This window comes from Dactylosporangium sp. CS-047395 (genome assembly GCF_050942185.1).
Classification (GTDB): domain Bacteria; phylum Actinomycetota; class Actinomycetes; order Mycobacteriales; family Micromonosporaceae; genus Dactylosporangium.
Map to the genome: position 1 here is coordinate 8125232 of NZ_CP192015.1, position 17588 is coordinate 8142819.

Genomic DNA, 17588 nt, shown 5'->3' on the forward strand with positions numbered 1-17588 from the left:
GCCGGCATGACCATCGACCCCGACACCCTGCTCGGCTGGGACTTCCCGGTCCTGGAACAGGCCTACGACGAGCGCGACGCGATCCTCTACGCCCTCGGCGTCGGGCTCGGCACCGACCCGGCCGACGAGCGCCAGCTGCGCTACCTCTACGAGGACGGCCTGCGGGTCTTCCCGACCATGGGGCTCGTCCTGGGCCATCCCGGTCCCTGGTACCGCGACCCGCGCACCGGCGTGGACTGGGTCCGCGTCGTGCACGGCGAGCAGGAGCTGACCGTGCACGCGCCGCTGCTGCCCCGCGACCGGATCCGGTGCCACACCCGGGTCACCGGCGTGGTCGACAAGGGCCCGGACCGCGGCGCCCTGGTCTTCTGGCAGCGCGAGGTGTCCCGGGCCGGGACCGGCGAGCCGCTGTGCACCCTCGCCTCCACCCTGGTCTGCCGGGCCGACGGCGGCTTCGGCGGCCCGGCCGGCCCGGTGAAGGCCCGCCCCAGGGTGCCCGACGGGCCGGCGGCGCAGATTTGCGACCTGGCCACCTCGCCCCGGGCCGGGCTCATCTACCGGCTCAGCGGCGACCTGAACCCGCTGCACGTCGACCCGGCGGTGGCCCGCGCGGCCGGCTTCGACCGGCCGATCCTGCACGGGCTGGGCACCCTCGGCGTCGCCGCGCACGCGATCCTGCGGGCCTGCCTGGACTACGAGCCGGAGTTGCGCGGGCTGTCGGCGCGCTTCTCCGCCCCGATGTTCCCCGGCGAGACGGTCCGCACCGAACTGTGGCCGCTCGAGGACGGGGTCGCGTTCCGCTGCACCAGCCTGGAGCGCGGCGTGGTCGTCATCGACGGCGGCCGGGCCGAGCTGGGGAAGGTGCCGGCATGAGTGGCTACGAGCACCTGCACTACGCGGTCGCCGACGGCGTGGCCACCATCCGGCTGGACCGGCCGGAAAAGCTCAACGCGCTCACCTCCGCCATGGCCGACGAGCAGCTGCCCGAGCTGTGCCGAAGGGCAACCGCCGATCCCGCGGTACGGGTGGTCGTCCTGACCGGCACCGGCCGCGCCTTCTGCTCCGGGGCCGACCTGGTCCAGCGGATCGACGAGGTGACCACCGGGGCCGACGCCACCCGCCTCGAGCAGCCCCTCGCCAACTTCGTGCGGGCCGTGTGGGAGCTGCCCAAGCCGGTCATCGCCGCCGTCAACGGGGTCGCGGCCGGCGGCGGGATGTCCCTGGCCGCCGTGGCCGACTTCCGCGTCGTGGCCGAGTCGGCGCGGTTCGTGCCGGCGTTCGTCCGGCGGGGGCTCATGCCCGACGGCGGGCTGACCTTCACCCTGCCGCTGCTCGTCGGCCGCCCGGCCGCCGCGCGCATCCTCATGCTCGGCACCCCCGTCGACCCGGCCACCGCGCTGCGGCTGGGCCTCGCCGACGAGGTCGCCCCGGACGCGGAGCTGGACAAGGCGGTCGCCGAGTTTGCCGCGCAGCTCGCCGCCGGTCCGGCCGTCGCGCTGTCGTTCACCAAGCGGGCCGTGCAGCGGGCCGCCGCGAGCAGCCTCACCCAGCAGCTCGAGTTCGAGAGCTGGGGCCAGCGGGTCTGCCTCGGCACCCGCGACTTCGCCGAGGGCCGGGCCGCGTTCGCCGAGCACCGGGCACCACAGTTCGAGGGGCGCTGATGAGCTACACCGACATCCTCTTCGGTACGGCCGGCGGGGTCGCCACCATCACCATCAACCGGCCCGAGGCGCTCAACGCGCTGCGGCTGGAGACCATCGACGAGCTCACGAGCGCGGTGCTGGCCGCCGGCGCCGACCCGGAGATCGGTGTCGTCGTGCTGCGCGGCGCGGGCGGGCGGGCGTTCTGCGTCGGCGGCGACCAGAAGGTCATGGTCTCCACGCTCAACCGGGCCGGCTGGTACGTGCTCGCCGGCAAGCTGCGCGACCTGTTCGCCGCCGTGCGCCGGTGCGGCAAGCCGGTCATCGCCGCCGTCGAGGGCTGGTGCATCGGCGGCGGGCACGAGCTGCACTGCTTCTGCGACCTGACGATCGCCACCGAGTCGTCCCGCTTCGGCCAGGTCGGCGCCCGGGTCGGCGGCGCGCCCGTCTTCGCCACCCGGCTGCTGCCCCGCCTCATCGGCGAGAAGCGGGCCCGGGAGGTGCTGTTCCTGTGCGAGCAGTACACCGCGGCCGAGGCCCTGCAGTTCGGGCTGGTCAACCGGGTCGTGCCGGACGGCGAGCTGGACGCGGCGGTCGCGCGGATGTGCGCCGACCTCCTCGCGAAGAGCCCGAGCGTGCTGCGCGCCCTGAAGCTCGGGGTCAACGTCGACGACGTGCTCTCCGACGCCTTCCTGCCGCTGCTCGTCGAGTCCCTCGCCGACTTCTTCGGCTCGGCCGAGCAGCGCGAGGCCACCGGCGCCTACGCCGCGAAACGCGCACCCGACTTCTCGCCCTTCCGGAGGTCACCGTCATGACATCCCCGACCGGACCCCTGGCCGGCCTCAAGGTGCTCGCCTTCGAGCACGCCTGGGCCGCCCCCTACGGCACGATGATGCTCGCCGACATGGGCGCCGACGTGGCCAAAGTCGAGCAGCCCGGGCTCGGCGACCACGTGCGCGCCTGGACCCGCAACGACCTGCAGGGGCTCAGCCCGCACTTCCTGTCGGTGAACCGCAACAAGCGCTCCATCGTCATCGACCTCAAGTCCGCGGACGGCCTGGCCCGGGCCCGCGCCCTCGCGCAACGGGCCGACGTGGTGGTGGAGAACTTCTCCCCCGGCACGCTCGCCCGCCTCGGCCTGGGTTACGACGCGGTCAGCAAGGACAACCCCGCCGTCGTGTACTGCTCGGTCAGCGGCTTCGGCACCTCCGGCCCGTACCGCGACCGGCGCGCCTACGACCTGCTCGTGCAGGCCGAGGGCGGGCTGATGTCGGTGACCGGGGAGAGCCCGCAGCGGCTGGCCAAGGTCGGCGTGCCGGTGGTCGACATCATGGCCGCGATGGTCGCCGCGTTCGCCGTCGTCTGCGCGGTCCGCGAGCGCGAGCAGCACGGAAGGGGCCGGCACATCGACGTGGCCATGCTCGACGTGGCCGCCTCCGTGATGGCCTTCAACGTGTTCAGCCACGCCATCTCCGGCGAGGTGCCGCGGCCGCTGGGCACCGCGCATCCGCTGCTGGCCCCGTACGAGATCTACGCGACCCGCACCGGCCCGGTCGCCATCGCCATCCTCACCGAGGCGCACTGGGCCACCTTCTGCGGCGTCATCGAGCGGCCCGACCTGCAGACCCGGCCCGACTTCGGGACCGCGCCGATGCGGGTGGAGCACCGCGAGCGGCTCAACGCCGAGCTGCGGCCGGTGCTCGACGGCTGGGACCAGACCGAGCTGATCGACACGCTGGCCCGGCACGGCCTCGCCTGCGCCCACGTGAACGACGTGCCGGCCATCGTCGGGCACCCGCAACTGGCCCACCGCGGCTTCTTCGCCGACTGGGAGCTGGCCGGGCACCGGATGGCCGCCCCCGGCGCACCCTGGCGGGCCACCGCGTCGCCGGACCCGACCCCGCCCGCCGCCGACCGGCTGCCGGCCGAGAAGCCGGGCGAGGACACCGACGAGGTGCTGCGGGACTGGGGCGTGGCATGACGGGCATCGTCGCGTACGGCGCGTACCTCCCCCGGCACCGGCTCGACGCCGCCGACGCCGGCTCCGGCCGCGGGGCGCGCCGGGTGGCCGCGTTCGACGAGGACCCGCTCACCATGGCGGTCGAGGCGGCCCGGGCCGTGCGGCGGCTCGGGTTCCAGCCGGCGAGCCTCGCCTTCGCCAGCACCGCCCCGCCGTATCTGGGCAAGAACAACGCCAGCGCCGCGCACGCCGCGCTGGGGCTGCCGGAGCACACCGCCGCCTACGACCTCGGCGGGTCGTACCGCTCGGCGCTGGGGCTGCTCACCGGCAGTACCGACGGCGCCCTGATTCTGGCTTCTGACGTCACGCTCGGCAGGCCGGGCGGGGCCGACGAGTTCGAGCGGGGCGACGCCGCCGCCGCGTTCCTGCTCGGCCCGGACGACGCCGCGGCCGCCACGATCGAGGAGCACGCCGGGGCGACCGAGGAGCTGATGGACCACTGGCGGGCCCCCGAGGCCGTCGCGGCCGCGCAGTGGGAGGAGCGGTTCGCGGCCGACGCCTACCTGCCGCTGCTGGAGCGCACCCTGGCCCGGCTGCGCACCACCGCCGCCGACCACGTCGTCGTCTCCTCCCCCGGCGCCCGCACCGCCAAGGCCGCGGCGAAACGCCTCGCGAAGTTCGGGGCGGTCGCCGAGCTGCCCGGCGTCGGGCACGCGGGCGCCGCCGACCCGCTGCTGCGCCTCGCCGCGGTCCTGGACAGGGCCCGGCCGGGCGAGACGATCCTGCTGGTCAGCCTGGCCGACGGGTGCGACGCCGTGGTCCTGCGCGGCACCGACCGGCTCGACGCCGGGCGGGCCGCGCCGGCCGTGGCCGAGCAGCTCGCGGCCGCCCGCCCGGTGCGGTACCTCGACTACCTGCGCTGGCGCGGCCTGCTCGACCGGGCCGGCCCCCGCCGCCCCGACCCGGCCGTCGCCAGCGCCCCGGCCAGCGCCCGCAACCGCGGCTGGAAGTTCGCCCTGCAGGCGTCCCGGTGCGGCGCGTGCGGCGCCGTGCAGGCCCCGCCCCAGCGGGTCTGCGTGCGGTGCGCGGCCGTCGACCGGGGCAAGCCGGAGCCGCTCGCCGACGCCGGCGGAACGATCACCACGTTCAGCGTCGACCGGCTCGCGTTCAGCCTCAACCCGCCCGTGGTCGCCGCGGTCGTCGACTTCGACGGCGGCGGGCGCCTGGAGATGGAGCTCGCCGACGCCGACGTCGAACGGCTGCGGGTCGGCGGCCGGGTCCGGATGGTCTTCCGCCGCCGGCACTCCAGCGGCGGGGTCCACAACTACGCCTGGAAGGCCACACAGGATGACTAGCCGCGGGATCCGGGACAAGGTCGCGATCGTCGGGATGGGCTGCACCCGCTTCGGCGAGCTGTGGGACCGTTCCACCGGCGACCTGCTCGTCGAGGCGGCCACCGGCTGTCTCGACAGCGCCGGGGTGCAACCGTCCGATGTGGACGCGTACTGGCTCGGCACGATGGACTCCGGCTACGCCGGGCTCACCCTGTCCACCGCGCTCAAGACCGACTACCGGCCGGTGACCCGGGTCGAGAACCTGTGCGCGACCGGCTCGGAGGCGCTGCGCAACGCCTGCTACGCGGTGGCCTCCGGCGCCTACGACACCGTGATGGCGATCGGCGTGGAGAAGCTCAAGGACTCCGGCTACTCCGGGCTGGTCCGCCGCGACCCGCCCGACGACGGCTCGGCCGTGGAGACCAGCGCCCCGGCCGCGTTCTCCTACCTGGCCCCGGCCTACGCCGCCGCGTACGGGCTCGACGACGCCACCATGCGCAAGGTGCTCACCCACATCGCGGTGAAGAACCACGCCAACGGGGCGCTCAACCCGCGGGCCCAGTTCCGCACCCCGGTCACCGCCGAGACGGTGGACCGGGCGCCGCTGGTGGCCGGGAGCCTCGGGGTGTTCGACTGCTCCGGCGTGGCCGACGGCGCCGCGGCCGCGCTCATCGTGCGGGCCGAGGACGCGCACAGGTACACCGCGGACCCGCTCTACGTGAAGGCCCTCGCGGTGGCCAGCGGCCGGGGCGACGCCGCCCTGGACGACCAGGTCTCGTTCACCTCGTTCCCGGAGGTGGTGCGCTGCGCCGAGGACGCCTACCGGCAGGCCGGCGTCACCGACCCGCGGGCCCAGATCTCGCTGGCCGAGGTGCACGACTGCTTCACCCCGACCGAGCTGGTGCTCATGGAGGACCTCGGCTTCTCGGCCCGCGGCGAGGGCTGGCGGGACGTGCTCGACGGGGCCTTCGACCGCGACGGCCGGCTGCCGGTCAACGTCGACGGCGGGCTCAAGGCGTTCGGGCACCCGGTCGGCGCGAGCGGGCTGCGGATGCTCTTCGAGTGCTGGCTGCAGCTGCGCGGCGAGGCCGGGCCGCGGCAACTGGCCAAACCCAGGCTCGGGTTGACCCACAACCTGGGCGGGCGGCCGGGCAAGTGCGTCTCGTTCATCGGCATCGTGGGGAGCGAACTCTCGTGAGTGCACAACGTGTCGCGGTCGTCACCGGCGCCGGCAACGGGATCGGGGCCGAGGTGGCGACCGCCCTGGCCGCGGACGGGTTCGCCGTCGTGGTGGCCGACCTCGGGGCCGACCTGGCCGGCACCACCCGCGACGAGGCCGCCGCCACCCGCACCGTCGAGCGCATCCGCGCGGCCGGCGGCACGGCCACCGCCGCGTTCGCCGACGTCGGCGACTTCGAGCAGGCCAAGGGCATCATCGACACCGCCGTCGGCGCGTTCGGCCGGCTCGACGTGCTCATCAACGCGGCCGGCATCGTCCGCGACAAGATGATCTTCAACCTGGGCGAGGACGAGTGGGACGCGGTCATCCGGGTCCACCTCAAGGGCGCCTACAACACCGCCCACCACGCCTCCCGCTGGTGGCGGGCCAACCGGGGCGGCGACTACCGGCTCATCAACATCGTCTCCGGGGCGGGCATGTTCGGCGCGCCCGGCCAGCCGAACTACGCGGCGGCCAAGATGGGCGTCCTCGGCCTGACGCTGTCCTGCGCCAACGCCCTGAAGCGCTACGGGGTGACCTCGGTCGCGGTCTGGCCCAGCGCCACGACGCGGATGACGTCGACGGTACCGGCCGATCGCGCGGGCCAGCTCGGCCTGCGCGTCGACGACGAGATGGACCCGGCGAACGTGGCACCGGGACTGGTGTATCTGGCCCGGCCGGACCGCGCCTGGCTCAACGGGCAGACCGTCGGGTTCCGCGGGTACCGCCTGGTGCTCTACTCCGGCTTCGAGGTCAGCCGGGAGATCGTCGGGACCGCGCCCTGGACGGCCGACAGTGCCGCCACGGTCATCGAGCAGACCTTCCGCCCGGCGATCGAGCGCCGCGGCCTCTTCGACGCGCAGGCGAGCTGATGGCCCGCGCCGCCGCCATTGTCGGCATCTACGAGCATCCCGAGCGGCTCTGCCCGAACCACAGCGCGATGCAGCTGCAGGCGATCGCCGCCCGCGGGGCACTGCGCGACGCCGGGCTCGGACCGTCCGATGTGGACGCGCTGTTCGACGCGCTCGACGGCGGGCTGTCCAGCCGGCTGGCGATGGCGGAGTACCTCGGGCTGCGGCCGTACGTGATCGACACCACCATGGTCGGCGGGGCGTCGTTCGAGTTCCACGTCGCCCACGCCCGCAACGCGATCCTGGCCGGCAAGTGCGACGTGGCCCTGCTGACCTACGGCGCGGTCAACCGCAGCGCGGCCAAGCGGATCGGCACCGGGGCCCCGCCCTCGTACGGCGGCGAGAACGCGGCCGAGAACATGGAGGCGCCGTGGGGCACCACCCTCATCGCCAACTACGCGATGGTCGCCATGCGGCACATGCACCAGTACGGCACCACCGAGGCGCAACTCGCCGAGATCGCGGTCGCCACCCGGGCCCACGCCGTGCGCAACCCGGACGCGGTGGCCGCCATGAAGGCGCTCAAGTTCGCCGGCACCGGCGAGCTCACCGTGGCCGACGTGCTCGCCTCCCCCGTCGTGGCCGACCCGCTGCACAAGTTCGAGTGCTGCATGGTCTCCGACGGGGCCGGCGCGATCGTGCTGGCCGCCGACCACGTGGCGGCCGGCACCCGCAGGCCGCCCGTGTGGGTGCTCGGGACGGGTGAGGCAGTGCGGTACACGACGAATGACGGCGACCTGACGCGGACCGCGGCCGCCCAGTCCGGCCCGGCCGCCTTCGCCGAGGCCGGGGTCACACCGTCCGATGTGGACATCGCGATGATCTACGACTCGTTCACCGTCACGGTGCTGACCGTCCTGGAGGACCTCGGGTTCTGCGCCAAGGGCGAGGGCGGTGCCTACGTCGAGGGCGGGCGGCTGCGCTTCGACCGGCCGGGCGGGCCCGCGCTCAACACCGACGGCGGCGGGCTGTTCTCCAACCATCCCGGCATGCGCGGGATCTTCCTGCTCATCGAGGCCGTACGGCAGCTGCGCGGCGAGTCCACCGCCCAGGTCCCCGGCGCCTCGCTGGCCGTCGCGCACGGCAACGGCGGGATGCTCGCCAGCCGGCACGCGGGCGGCACCGTGGTGCTCGGGAAGGAGCGGGGATGAGCGACTTCGCCGACGGGCTGGTGCCCGCGCCGATCGACCGGGACACCGAGCCGTTCTGGCTGGCGGCTCTTGAGCGGCGGCTGACGTACCAGACCTGCGACGACTGCGGGCACGTGGTCTTCTTCCCGCGCCGGCACTGCCCGTCCTGCCTGTCCGCCGCGCTGACGTGGCACGACTCGGCCGGGCGGGGGACGGTGTACACGTACTCCATCGTGCGGGCCAGCCGGGATCCGCGGTTCGTGGATCGGGTGCCGTACTGCGTGGCCTGGATCGACCTGGCCGAGGGGTTCCGGATGATGTCCAACGTCGTGGACACCGTGGACGTCCGGGTCGGGATGGCGGTCGAGGTGGCGTGGCGGCGGTCCGGTTCGTGGCTGCTGCCGGTCTTCGCTCCGGTCGGGGGCGGCGATGGGTGAGGCCCTGGCCGTGCTGGAGCTGGTCGTCGACGGCGTGAAGGTGCGGGAGCTGGCGCACGCGCTGCGGGCCGACCCCGCCGTGGTGCCGCCGACGTACTCCGTCGTCGCCGCGTTCTCGGGGCGGTCGCCGAACGAGTACATCATCGCGGCCGCCGGGCTCGATCAGCGGCGGGTGTTGCTGGGCGAGATGGCCTGGACGTTCCTGGCTGACGTGCGCCTCGGCCAGGTGTTGCAGGGGACCGTCGAGCTGCTCTCGCGCACCTCGCGGACCGGGCGGCGGGGCGGCACCATGGTCCTCGCTCGCGGTGTCACCACCTGGCGGGACGCTTCTGGCTCTGTGGTGCAGCGCTGCGAGGCGACGCTGATCGAGCCTGCGGCGTCGGCCGGCGCTTCGGTGCGCGCGGACATTTCGGACAACTCGGATGGGCTGCGGCTCTCCCGGACCGACATCGTTCGCTATGCGGGGGCCGCCGGGGACTTCAATCCCGTCCATCACGACGAGCCCTATGCGGCGGGACTCGGATATCCGAGCGTGTTCGCGATGGGGCTGCTGCCCGGCGGGATCCTGGCCGCCGAGGCCGTCGCGCTTCTCGGTCCGGTCGCCGCCGGCCGCGTTTCGATCCGGTTCGGCGGGATCACGTGGCCTGACGTGCCGTACCGGCGAAGGGTTTTGGATCTTGCGGATGGCGGTGTCGAGCTTTCGCTGCTCGCGCCCGACGGCTCGCAGGTGGTGCGGGTGCAGGCGGTTCCCCGTGGATCGGAGGGTTCCTGATGGACTTCGCGTACTCCGAGGACCAGGAGGCCTGGCGGGAGACGGTCGCCGCATTCCTGGACAAGCACGCCGCGCTCGCCGCGACCCGGGAGGACGGCTTCGACGCCGGCGAGCTGTGGCGGCGGATGGGCTCGTTGGGCCTGCACGGGCTGCACATCTCAGAGCAGTACGGCGGCCAGGGCTTCGGCCTCGAGGAGCTGGCCATCGTGGCCGAGGAGATGGGCGCGCGGGTGCTCGGCTCGCCCTATCTCGCCTCGACCGGGCTGACCGGCACGCTGCTGAGCTGTCTCTCGTCGGACCTGCTCCCATGGGTCGCGAGCGGCGAGCGGGTCGCCACGACGGCGCTGTGGGAGGCGGGGCACGGCTGGGCCGACGACGCCGGCGGGGTGACGGGCCAGCCGCTCAACGGGACCAAGGTGCTCGTGCCGTTCGGGCCGTCGGCCGACGTGGTGGTGGTCAGTTGCCGCCTGGACGGGGAGCTCGCGCTGGCCGCGGTCGACGCCGCCGACGTGACCTGGTCGCCCGTGACGAGCCTCGACCTGACCGCGCGGTACGCGACCCTGGAACTGCGCGACGCCCCGGCCACGGTCCTCGCCACCGGTACGGCCGCGCGGGAGGCCCTCGATCGCGCCACCGCGGTCATGCGCACGCTGCTCGCGGCCGAGATGATCGGCGGGGCGCGGGCGTGCCTGAGCGCGGCCGTGGCGTACGCGAAACAGCGCCACCAGTTCGGCAAGCCGATCGGCTCGTTCCAGGCGATCAAGCACCTGTGCGCCGACATGCTCGCCGAACTGGAACTGGCCCGCTCGGCCACGCTGTTCGCGGTCTGGGCGGTGCAGGCCGGCGACCCGCGCGCGGCGATGGCGGTCAGCGCGGCCAAGGCCCTGGCCGGCGAGGCGTACCTGTTCATCGCCGACGCCGCGCTGCACGTGCACGGCGGCATGGGCTTCACCTGGGAGCACGAGGCCCACCTGCACCTGCGCCGGGCCCGCTCGTCGAGCCTGCTGTTCGGCGACGCGCGGCACCACCGCGAGCAGTTCCTGCGGCTGGCCGGCTTCGGCTCACCCCTGCGCACTCCGGAACCCCTCATCTCGAAAGGAACCCCGTGACCACACTCACGCCCGCCGAGCTCACCCCGGCCATCGAGGGCCAGTACTTCAGCCCCAAGATGCAGTGGTGGTGCGCCCACGCCGACCTGGTCGACAGCGACGGCACCGACTGGTCGTTCTACTTCTGGCCGGCGCTCGGCTCGCTGGACGAGGCCTGGATCGCCACCCTGTACACCGGCGACGAGGTCGTCGACCTCACCGACATCCACCTGCCCCTCGGCACGCTGAAGGCGGCCCGCGAGGGGGTGGACGTGACGTTCGGCTCGCAGTACATCCGCGGCACCTATCCCAACTATGAGATCCACGTCGAGGGCGAGCACAACGGCGAACCCGTGTCGCTGACGCTGTCGATGACGGCGAACATGCCGGCCTTCACCGCCATCCCCCACCTGCGCGGCATCACCTGGCACTACGTGCCCCAGTTCGAGGTCATCGGCGCGGTCAGCCGGGCCGGCGCGACCAAGGACGTCACCGGCCGCGGGTACCTCGAGCGCCGCCGCGGCCGCTTCTGGGTCCCCGGCATCGCCCGCGGCCTCTGGGAGAGCATCCCGGCCGCGTCCGCCGGCGGCCTGAGCGTGCCGCTGTTCTACAAGGTGTGGCGCGACGACGGCTCGATCCAGCTGCAGACCCTCACCTTCACCGTCGACGGCAAGGAACTGGTCGACTTCGGCGACGTCGAGGTCGATATCCTGGAGACGGCGAAGCTGCCCGGGTTCGAGGACATCGATCACCCGATGCGGTTCCGCCTTCGGGCCGAGGGCGACGGTGGCCAGGCAGAGCTGGAAGTCGTCAGATCACCGCACCGACTTATGATGCGGAACTACTTCATCGACCCGGATCCGGATGCGGCGTTCGCAGGCTTCTACGGACCGGGGCAGACGACCGGCACCATCACGTATCGGGGAGAGACTCACGTTGTCCAGAGCCGGAGCTTCGGAAGTGCCCTTTTCTTCAGCCGCCGCTCCCGCTGAGCCCCGCCGTCCGGCCCCGCGCACGGGGCCGGACCCCGCGGTGCGGCTCGACCGGGACCGCCGCCCCCCGAAGGCGTCGGTGATGGTCGCCGCCCAGCTCCGGGCCCAGATCCTCGGCCACGGCCTCACCCCCGGCAGCCCCCTGCCCTCCGAGGCCCAGCTGATCAACGACACCGGCCTCGGCCGCGCCACCATCCGCGAGGCCCTGCGCCTGCTGGAGGCCGAGGGCCTGATCGCCATCAAGCGCGGCCCCCAGGGCGGCGTGACGGTACGCCGACCCGACCTGTCCGGCCTCAGCCGCTCCCTGGCCCCGTTCCTCACCCTATCCGAGGCCCCCTTGCGCGACCTGTTCGTCTTCCGCAAGGCGGTCGAGCCCCAGGCCGCCTCCCTGGCCGCCGCGAACGCCTCGGACGCCCAGCGCGAGCGGCTGCTCCAACTGGCCGGCCACGACCCCCACGCCGGCTACGCGAACGAGATCGCCTTCCACCAGCTGGTCGCCGAGTGCGCGGGCAACGAGCTGATGCGCGTCCTGCTGGTCGTCCCGTACGACCTGCTGCGCCTGCACCTGGACGTCGAGGACATCTCCTCGGACGACGTCTCGGAGGCCAACGGCGCACACGCGGCGATCGCCAAGTTCATCGCCGCCGGCGACGAACCCCGCGCGGGCCGGGCGATGCTCAAACACCTGGAGAGCTTCGAGGACATGATGCAGCGGCACAACCGCCTCGACCAGCCGATCGTCCCGCGCGAACGCTGGCTGCGCGACCCGGGCACCCTGCAGGCCGCCTTCGACGGAACCTTCGGCGACTACGGCGACGACTGACCCGGGGCATCACCACGATCGAAGACCCTCGAACAGCCGGAGCAGCCGCGCGAGCGGCTCCGGCGAGGGCACCAGGATCACCGCCGCCACCAGCACCAAGGCGACGATCAGCACCGCGGCGGTCCACGCATTGATGTGCAGATCGAGGCCGCGCGCATTTCCCGTCCCGTCGCGCCGGTCTGATTTCTTACGCCGCCGGTCTGCCACTTCGGCCGCCCTTCGTCGTTTGCCTGGATAACGTCGCCAGCGTCAACGAGCCGGCCGGCGAGAAAACACCCCGCCGGACAAATGCGGACAGCGCTGAAAAACGGGACAGTTTTGGACACGACATTTGTCGCCGGGGAGCCGGTCCGCCTCGTTGAGTCAGTTCGTCGAACACTCGCGCATCGGACCGGAGGAGGGGGCGGGTGGCATCGAAGCATGCCGGCGAACAACCGCCCGGCGTGGAGCTCGTGGGGAAGATCAAGCGGCTCTACCTCGACGCGAACAGCCCGTCCACGCGGGTGCTGGAAAAGCGCATGGACCAGATCCAGCGGGACTGCAGATCCCCCCGCGGCCGGCATGCTCGTCCGTCGCACAGCGGCGGGCCGATCGCGATGGGCAAGTCCTCGATCCATGCGCTCCTCAACGGCGGCACGATTCCCACGACCTGGGAGAAGGTTCAGTGCCTCATCTACGCCCTCGGCTATGACGATCCGGCGATCGAATAGGACCTGGGCCGGCTCTGGCGATTGTGGCTGGAGGGCCGGCGGCCACGCGCCGATGCCGCGGGCGCCGAGGTCACGGCCGACCTCGGCGCGGCGGTCTCGCGGGCCGTCGCCCTGCAGGGGCTGCGCCGGGAGGCCGTCGAGGTGGCCCGCACCTGCGGCGCCGGCGGCTGGGAGCACGGCGTGCATCGGCTCGGCGAACTGGAGCGGGACCTCGGTGACGACCTGGCGGCCGAGCCGGCGCTCGCCGCGCTGCTGCTGAGCGCCCGGGCCGACCTCCAGGTGCTCTCCGGAGACTGGCCGGGCGCGCGCGGGAGCCTCGCCGCGCTGGGGCGACTGCCGGAAGCCGTGCTCGCGACGATCGGGACCGACCACTGCGGGGTCCACATCCAGCAGGCGCTGATCTCGGTGGCCGCGCGGCAGCACGACGAGGCCCGGAAACTGGCCGAGGAGATCCGCGCGCTCGACCTGCCCGAGCATCGGTGGGACAAGGCCGGCGTCCTCGACCGCCTGGTCGCGCTCGCGGACCGGACAGCCACCCCGGGCGGGGTTCGTGTGCAGCGGGTGCCGGCGACGTTCACGGCGACCGACCCGATCGAACGGGTCGCGATCGACAGCGCCAGCGACTTCGCCGCATTCGTGGCCGGTTCGGTGCTCGGCGTCGATGCGCATCGGCGCCGGAGCGGGATGGGTTCGGACCTCGCCCTGGTCGCCCTGCTCAACCTGAGCTTCGCGCAGCGGCTGGTTCCCCACTGGAAGGATTGGTTCGAGGACGGGCGCCGGGCGCTGCTGCGTGCGGTGCATGACGCCGCCGACGGACGGCAGGCGGTCTGTGAGGTCTGGCGCTGTGCGCTGTCGCATGTCGGCCTGACGCCGGCGACCCGGGTGAAGGAGCTGCGCGCCCTGCGCGATCACCTGGACGGCCACGGGCGGCTCGAGGCCTGCCACGCCGTCTGGCAGGACCTCATCCGCGAGCTGGAGCAGCACGGCGAGACCGCGGCGGCCGACGTGGAGCGGCGCGGGCTGCTGACCGCGGTCAAGCGCACCCGGCGCACGTACCGGCAGTTGGCGCTGACCCTCGAGCGCCCCGCACCGGACGACCCACCCCGGGCCGCCGCGGGCTGAACGCTTCCAGGGCGGGCGTAGGATGAGGTGGAGCCGCCGTCGGGGGTGGACTGCACCGTGGATCGCCGCAGCGTTTGGGAGCTTGTGGGCGCGGGGCGCGCCGGGGCCGTGGTGGTTGCCGAGGTCCGGTGCCCGGCGGGGGTCTGTTATCGGCCGATGCGCCTGGTGCGGCTGATGCGGCCCGACGACCGTGAGCTGTACGAGATCGACGTGCTCGTCGACGGTCACGTCATCCTGGAACAGCTGGGGCGGCGGGCGCTGCTGGGGCCCGGCGACATCGGGTTCGTCGACCCGGCCCTCCCCGCGTGCTACCGGCACGACGGATCCCGGCACATCACCGTGCTGTTTCCGCGGCGGATGCTGCCGCTCGGGGCGGGCACCGCGGCCGCGTTGCTCGGGACGCGGCTGGCGGGCGATCACGGGGTCGGTGCGCTGCTGTCGACGATGGCCCGCCAGTTGCCGCGGCACCTCGACGATCTGCACGGCGACGGTGCTCGGCTCGGGGCGGCGCTGGTCGATCTGGTGGCGATGACGCTGCGGGCCGAGCTTACCGGCGGCGACGCGAGCGTGGTCGGCGGCGCCGCGGGGGCGTTGCTCGCCGACGTCTACGCGTTCGTCGACACCCATCTCGGCGAGCGCGACCTCGACCCGCCGGCGATCGCGGCCGCGCATCATGTTTCGCTGCGGTACCTCCACAAGCTCTTCCAGTCCCAGGGTGCCACGGTCGCCGGGTGGGTGCGCCGGCGCCGCCTGGAGCGCTGCCGGTCCGACCTGCTCGACCCGGGCCTGCGGGGGCTGACGGTCGGGGCGATCGCCGCGCGCTGGGGGCTGCCGAACGCGGCGCACTTCAGCCGCGCGTTCAAGGCCGCGTTCGGGGTGACGCCGGCGCAGTACCGGGAGATCGTCCTCAGCGAGCCCAGAGCCGCCGCGCCTGCGGAACCGGGCCGTGCACCCGGGCCCGAAGGGGGTTCGCCGGGTCGTAGCTGACGGTCACCAGCTCGCCGGGAACGCCCTCGCCCGGCGCCGAGGTCTCGGTGAGCACCCGCCGGTCGCCGGGGACGTCGAAGCAGACGACGGGGAACGGACGGTACCGGCGGCGAAGGCGGGCCGGCCCGCGCATCCGCACCGCCGTCACCAGCGCCGTGGCCTCCGCCTCGCCCGCCGCACCCATCGGGGGCGCGGGCGCCCGCACCACCGACTCGCTCACCACGTCGACGGCGACCGGGGCGAACGTGCTCAGCGCCTCCAGCAGCCGCGGCCCCGCGATCCGGCCGGGGTCGAAGTGCCCGACGACGTGCGGATCGCCGGGCCGCGCGCGGTCGTAGACGACACCGGCGACGCCCCGCGGCAGGGGCACGCCGTCGCGCAGGCAGAGCCCGATGTCGGTACCCCCGCCGAGCACCAGCCGCCGGATCGACCCCCACGGCACCGCGGCCCGCCCGATCCGCACGCCGGCCGTCTCGATCACGAGCTCGGGCAGCGGGCGGCCGCGGCGCCCGACGTACACCGCGGCGCCGCCGAACAGCACCACCACCGCGCCGACGAGCGCCGGACTGCCTCCGTCGCTCGCCGCGAAGCTGAGCACCGCCGCCGCGACCAGCAGCACCGGCGTGAGCCGCCGCCCCAGCGCCCGCCAGCGGCGTGCGGGACTGGCCGGCACGACGTACCGCTGCTGCTTCATGCTCTTGATGCTCGCCCCGGCGCCCGGCTTCGGCGGCCCGCGCGAACCGGTCCGTGCACGCCGGGAGCAGGGGCGTGCACGGACCGGCAAGCTTCGCGGCCCGCGGCGGTCAGTAGCCGATCGCGGCGGCGGCGGTGTTCTTGAGTTCGGTGGCCGTGGTGGCGGCGGCGAAGAGGTTGGCGGCGGCGCGGGGCGTGGAGCGGAACAGGATGCCGTACAGCGTGACCGCGTCCATGTAGATCGCGGCGTCGTTCGGGTGCTTGCCGTCGGCGACGATCAGGTACGACGTGCCGTGGGCGGCGATCTCCGTCTCGAACGTCTCGCTGATCGGGGCGAGGAGGTTCGGGGTCGCGAAGCTCGTCGACAGGGCCGCGTAGTTGGTGTCGATCGCCGTGACGTTCGCGGCGCGGGACGGGAAGGGGGACGGGTCGACCAGGGCCCAGTTCTTGAACAGCACCACCTTGCCGCTCGGCTTCAGGGAGCGGTTCAGGGCCGGCGCGTACGTGTCGAGGAGGGCCGACCTGGCCGCGGAGGGACTGGTCGCGACCAGGGTGCTGTACTCCTGCAGCACGATGTAGTCGTACTTGGTCGTGCCGCTCAGCGCCGTCGCGACCTCGCCGCCGTTCCAGGTCTGCTGCAGGGTGTTGCCGAAGTGGATGACCTCGGTGACGGTCAGCGCGCGGCCGGCCGACGTGGCCAGGTGCCGCACCACGGCTGGGGTGTCCTCGCCCGTGGCGGTGGTCGGGGTGCCGATGAGGCTGTTGCCCACGAACAGGACGCTCAGCGCGGGCTGCGTCACGGCCGTCGCCGAGACGGTGAAATGCAAGGTCAAAGGCGCGCCGATGGTACTGCCGGCAGCGTTCGCCGCCGCGTACGGCTGGACGGTCAGGGTGTAGGTGTCGGCGGCGGCGAGCAGCGGGCAGTCGACGTAGTCGTTGCACAGGAAGTACGGCGCGGTGTTCTCGGTGCGCGCGTACGACGTGCCCTTGGCGCCGGTCAGGGTGAACGCCACGCTGCCCGCCGACGTGCCGGCGGCGAGGGTGGCCTGCAGGCTCAGGTTGCGGTTGGCCAGCCTGGTCAGGTCGATGACGTCGCCCTCGACGAGCGGGCTGAGGCCCAGGATCGGCCTGTGGGTCGCGTCGTTCACCACCGCGACGTTGTTGACCGCCGTGGCCGTGCTCGGGGCGGCCGGGCCGTAGACCTGGAACTCCCACATCGAGTAGCCGTACGCGGGCAGGGCGCGGGTGGTCAGGTCGAGCTTCACGTACCGGGCGGTGCCGGCGACGGCGAGGCTCTGCTGGCCGCCGGTGCCGGTGGTCGTCTGGTACGCGGTGGTCCACGTGGTGCCGTTGGTCGACAGCGAGACGGTGAAGGCCTTGGCGTAGGCGTTCTCCCAGGTGATGGCGACGCGGTTCACGGTCCGGTCCGAGCCGAGATCGACCTGGAACCAGGCGGTGGCGCCGAACGCGCTGGCCCAGCGGGTGCCGGTGTTGCCGTCCACGGCGTTGCCGGGCGGCAGGCCGGCGCTCTCGTTCGACGACGCGGTGGCCGGTTTGTTCAGGGACAGCACGGTGTCGGTGGCCGCGCCGGCGCTCGGCACGGCGACCGCGACCCAGGTCGCGAGCACGACGAGCAGCCCGGCGGCGGTCGCGACACGGCTGGCGGACAGTGTCATGACATCTCCTCGGAAGGGATTCGGAGAGCGCTCTCTCCGCCGCCGAGTCTCACGATCCGCACGAAAGCGCGTCAAGGGGGAGAGCGCTCTCCAC

19 protein-coding genes are annotated in these 17588 nt (G+C 73.5%); 16 read left to right on the plus strand and 3 right to left on the minus strand.

Going from position 1 to position 17588, the window contains the following annotated elements:
- The first annotated feature begins 6 nt into the window (after positions 1–6).
- The 13 genes from ACQP00_RS38210 to ACQP00_RS38270 are packed head-to-tail and all read left to right on the plus strand — an operon-like array spanning position 7 to position 12306.
- Positions 7–873: a MaoC/PaaZ C-terminal domain-containing protein gene (locus ACQP00_RS38210; protein ID WP_433205667.1), complete on the plus strand. Its 867-nt coding sequence runs from the start codon at positions 7–9 to the stop codon at positions 871–873.
- The gene (locus tag ACQP00_RS38215) at positions 870–1661 is read left to right on the plus strand and encodes an enoyl-CoA hydratase/isomerase family protein (protein ID WP_433205670.1); all 792 of its coding nucleotides are present in this window, start codon (positions 870–872) and stop codon (positions 1659–1661) included. Before ACQP00_RS38210 ends, ACQP00_RS38215 begins: the two co-directional genes overlap by 4 nt.
- A complete protein-coding gene (locus ACQP00_RS38220) occupies positions 1661–2455 on the plus strand; it encodes an enoyl-CoA hydratase-related protein (RefSeq protein WP_433205673.1) in 795 nt (264 codons plus the stop codon). The genes ACQP00_RS38215 and ACQP00_RS38220 overlap by 1 nt, the downstream gene beginning before the upstream one ends.
- Entirely contained in the window at positions 2452–3621 is a 1170-nt protein-coding gene (locus tag ACQP00_RS38225) for a CaiB/BaiF CoA transferase family protein (RefSeq protein ID WP_433205676.1), read from the plus strand. Before ACQP00_RS38220 ends, ACQP00_RS38225 begins: the two co-directional genes overlap by 4 nt.
- Positions 3618–4955: an OB-fold domain-containing protein gene (locus tag ACQP00_RS38230; RefSeq protein WP_433205679.1), complete on the plus strand. Its 1338-nt coding sequence runs from the start codon at positions 3618–3620 to the stop codon at positions 4953–4955. The genes ACQP00_RS38225 and ACQP00_RS38230 overlap by 4 nt, the downstream gene beginning before the upstream one ends.
- Complete coding sequence (locus ACQP00_RS38235) at positions 4948–6132, plus strand: acetyl-CoA acetyltransferase (protein ID WP_433205682.1); 1185 nt, start codon at positions 4948–4950, stop codon at positions 6130–6132. The genes ACQP00_RS38230 and ACQP00_RS38235 overlap by 8 nt, the downstream gene beginning before the upstream one ends.
- Entirely contained in the window at positions 6129–7025 is an 897-nt protein-coding gene (locus ACQP00_RS38240; protein WP_433205685.1) for an SDR family NAD(P)-dependent oxidoreductase, read from the plus strand. Before ACQP00_RS38235 ends, ACQP00_RS38240 begins: the two co-directional genes overlap by 4 nt.
- Positions 7025–8215, plus strand: a complete 1191-nt coding sequence (locus ACQP00_RS38245) for a thiolase C-terminal domain-containing protein (protein WP_433205688.1) — start codon at positions 7025–7027, stop codon at positions 8213–8215. Before ACQP00_RS38240 ends, ACQP00_RS38245 begins: the two co-directional genes overlap by 1 nt.
- Complete coding sequence (locus ACQP00_RS38250; RefSeq protein ID WP_433205691.1) at positions 8212–8631, plus strand: Zn-ribbon domain-containing OB-fold protein; 420 nt, start codon at positions 8212–8214, stop codon at positions 8629–8631. Before ACQP00_RS38245 ends, ACQP00_RS38250 begins: the two co-directional genes overlap by 4 nt.
- Positions 8624–9403: an FAS1-like dehydratase domain-containing protein gene (locus ACQP00_RS38255; protein ID WP_433205694.1), complete on the plus strand. Its 780-nt coding sequence runs from the start codon at positions 8624–8626 to the stop codon at positions 9401–9403. Before ACQP00_RS38250 ends, ACQP00_RS38255 begins: the two co-directional genes overlap by 8 nt.
- A complete protein-coding gene (locus tag ACQP00_RS38260) occupies positions 9403–10512 on the plus strand; it encodes an acyl-CoA dehydrogenase family protein (RefSeq protein WP_433205697.1) in 1110 nt (369 codons plus the stop codon). The genes ACQP00_RS38255 and ACQP00_RS38260 overlap by 1 nt, the downstream gene beginning before the upstream one ends.
- Entirely contained in the window at positions 10509–11483 is a 975-nt protein-coding gene (locus tag ACQP00_RS38265; protein ID WP_433205700.1) for a hypothetical protein, read from the plus strand. The genes ACQP00_RS38260 and ACQP00_RS38265 overlap by 4 nt, the downstream gene beginning before the upstream one ends.
- Positions 11484–11523: 40 nt before the next feature.
- Complete coding sequence (locus ACQP00_RS38270; protein ID WP_433205703.1) at positions 11524–12306, plus strand: FadR/GntR family transcriptional regulator; 783 nt, start codon at positions 11524–11526, stop codon at positions 12304–12306.
- Positions 12307–12315: 9 nt separating this feature from the next.
- On the opposite strand, the gene ACQP00_RS38275 is transcribed toward ACQP00_RS38270, so the two are convergent.
- Positions 12316–12513 carry a hypothetical protein gene (locus tag ACQP00_RS38275; protein ID WP_433205706.1) on the minus strand — a complete coding sequence of 66 codons (198 nt, stop codon included), beginning with the start codon at positions 12511–12513 and terminating at the stop codon, positions 12316–12318.
- A gap of 200 nt (positions 12514–12713) precedes the next feature.
- Between ACQP00_RS38275 and ACQP00_RS38280 the strand changes: the two genes are divergently transcribed.
- From ACQP00_RS38280 to ACQP00_RS38290, 3 genes are all read left to right on the plus strand, one after another.
- A complete protein-coding gene (locus ACQP00_RS38280) occupies positions 12714–13016 on the plus strand; it encodes a hypothetical protein (RefSeq protein WP_433205709.1) in 303 nt (100 codons plus the stop codon).
- 21 nt (positions 13017–13037) lie between these two features.
- A complete protein-coding gene (locus tag ACQP00_RS38285) occupies positions 13038–14138 on the plus strand; it encodes a hypothetical protein (RefSeq protein WP_433205712.1) in 1101 nt (366 codons plus the stop codon).
- Between the two features lie 156 nt (positions 14139–14294).
- Positions 14295–15125, plus strand: coding sequence for a helix-turn-helix domain-containing protein (locus tag ACQP00_RS38290; protein ID WP_433205715.1), 831 nt, complete (start codon positions 14295–14297; stop codon positions 15123–15125).
- Here the strand turns inward: ACQP00_RS38290 and ACQP00_RS38295 are convergent.
- Positions 15046–15819 carry a hypothetical protein gene (locus tag ACQP00_RS38295; RefSeq protein ID WP_433205718.1) on the minus strand — a complete coding sequence of 258 codons (774 nt, stop codon included), beginning with the start codon at positions 15817–15819 and terminating at the stop codon, positions 15046–15048. The two genes, ACQP00_RS38290 and ACQP00_RS38295, sit on opposite strands and share 80 nt — an antisense overlap.
- A gap of 109 nt (positions 15820–15928) precedes the next feature.
- The gene (locus tag ACQP00_RS38300) at positions 15929–17494 is read right to left on the minus strand and encodes a discoidin domain-containing protein (RefSeq protein WP_433205721.1); all 1566 of its coding nucleotides are present in this window, start codon (positions 17492–17494) and stop codon (positions 15929–15931) included.
- Between the last annotated feature and the right edge of the window lie 94 nt (positions 17495–17588).

What these genes read in the sequence shown, in the direction of transcription:
- ACQP00_RS38210 (WP_433205667.1), top strand. Translation starts at nt 7, where the DNA reads ATGACCATCGACCCCGACACCCTGCTCGGCTGGGACTTCCCGGTCCTG.
- ACQP00_RS38215 (WP_433205670.1), top strand. Translation starts at nt 870, where the DNA reads ATGAGTGGCTACGAGCACCTGCACTACGCGGTCGCCGACGGCGTGGCC.
- ACQP00_RS38220 (WP_433205673.1), top strand. Translation starts at nt 1,661, where the DNA reads ATGAGCTACACCGACATCCTCTTCGGTACGGCCGGCGGGGTCGCCACC.
- ACQP00_RS38225 (WP_433205676.1), top strand. Translation starts at nt 2,452, where the DNA reads ATGACATCCCCGACCGGACCCCTGGCCGGCCTCAAGGTGCTCGCCTTC.
- ACQP00_RS38230 (WP_433205679.1), top strand. Translation starts at nt 3,618, where the DNA reads ATGACGGGCATCGTCGCGTACGGCGCGTACCTCCCCCGGCACCGGCTC.
- ACQP00_RS38235 (WP_433205682.1), top strand. Translation starts at nt 4,948, where the DNA reads ATGACTAGCCGCGGGATCCGGGACAAGGTCGCGATCGTCGGGATGGGC.
- ACQP00_RS38245 (WP_433205688.1), top strand. Translation starts at nt 7,025, where the DNA reads ATGGCCCGCGCCGCCGCCATTGTCGGCATCTACGAGCATCCCGAGCGG.
- ACQP00_RS38250 (WP_433205691.1), top strand. Translation starts at nt 8,212, where the DNA reads ATGAGCGACTTCGCCGACGGGCTGGTGCCCGCGCCGATCGACCGGGAC.
- ACQP00_RS38255 (WP_433205694.1), top strand. Translation starts at nt 8,624, where the DNA reads ATGGGTGAGGCCCTGGCCGTGCTGGAGCTGGTCGTCGACGGCGTGAAG.
- ACQP00_RS38260 (WP_433205697.1), top strand. Translation starts at nt 9,403, where the DNA reads ATGGACTTCGCGTACTCCGAGGACCAGGAGGCCTGGCGGGAGACGGTC.
- ACQP00_RS38290 (WP_433205715.1), top strand. Translation starts at nt 14,295, where the DNA reads ATGCGCCTGGTGCGGCTGATGCGGCCCGACGACCGTGAGCTGTACGAG.
- ACQP00_RS38295 (WP_433205718.1), bottom strand. Translation starts at nt 15,819, where the DNA reads ATGAAGCAGCAGCGGTACGTCGTGCCGGCCAGTCCCGCACGCCGCTGG.
- ACQP00_RS38300 (WP_433205721.1), bottom strand. Translation starts at nt 17,494, where the DNA reads ATGACACTGTCCGCCAGCCGTGTCGCGACCGCCGCCGGGCTGCTCGTC.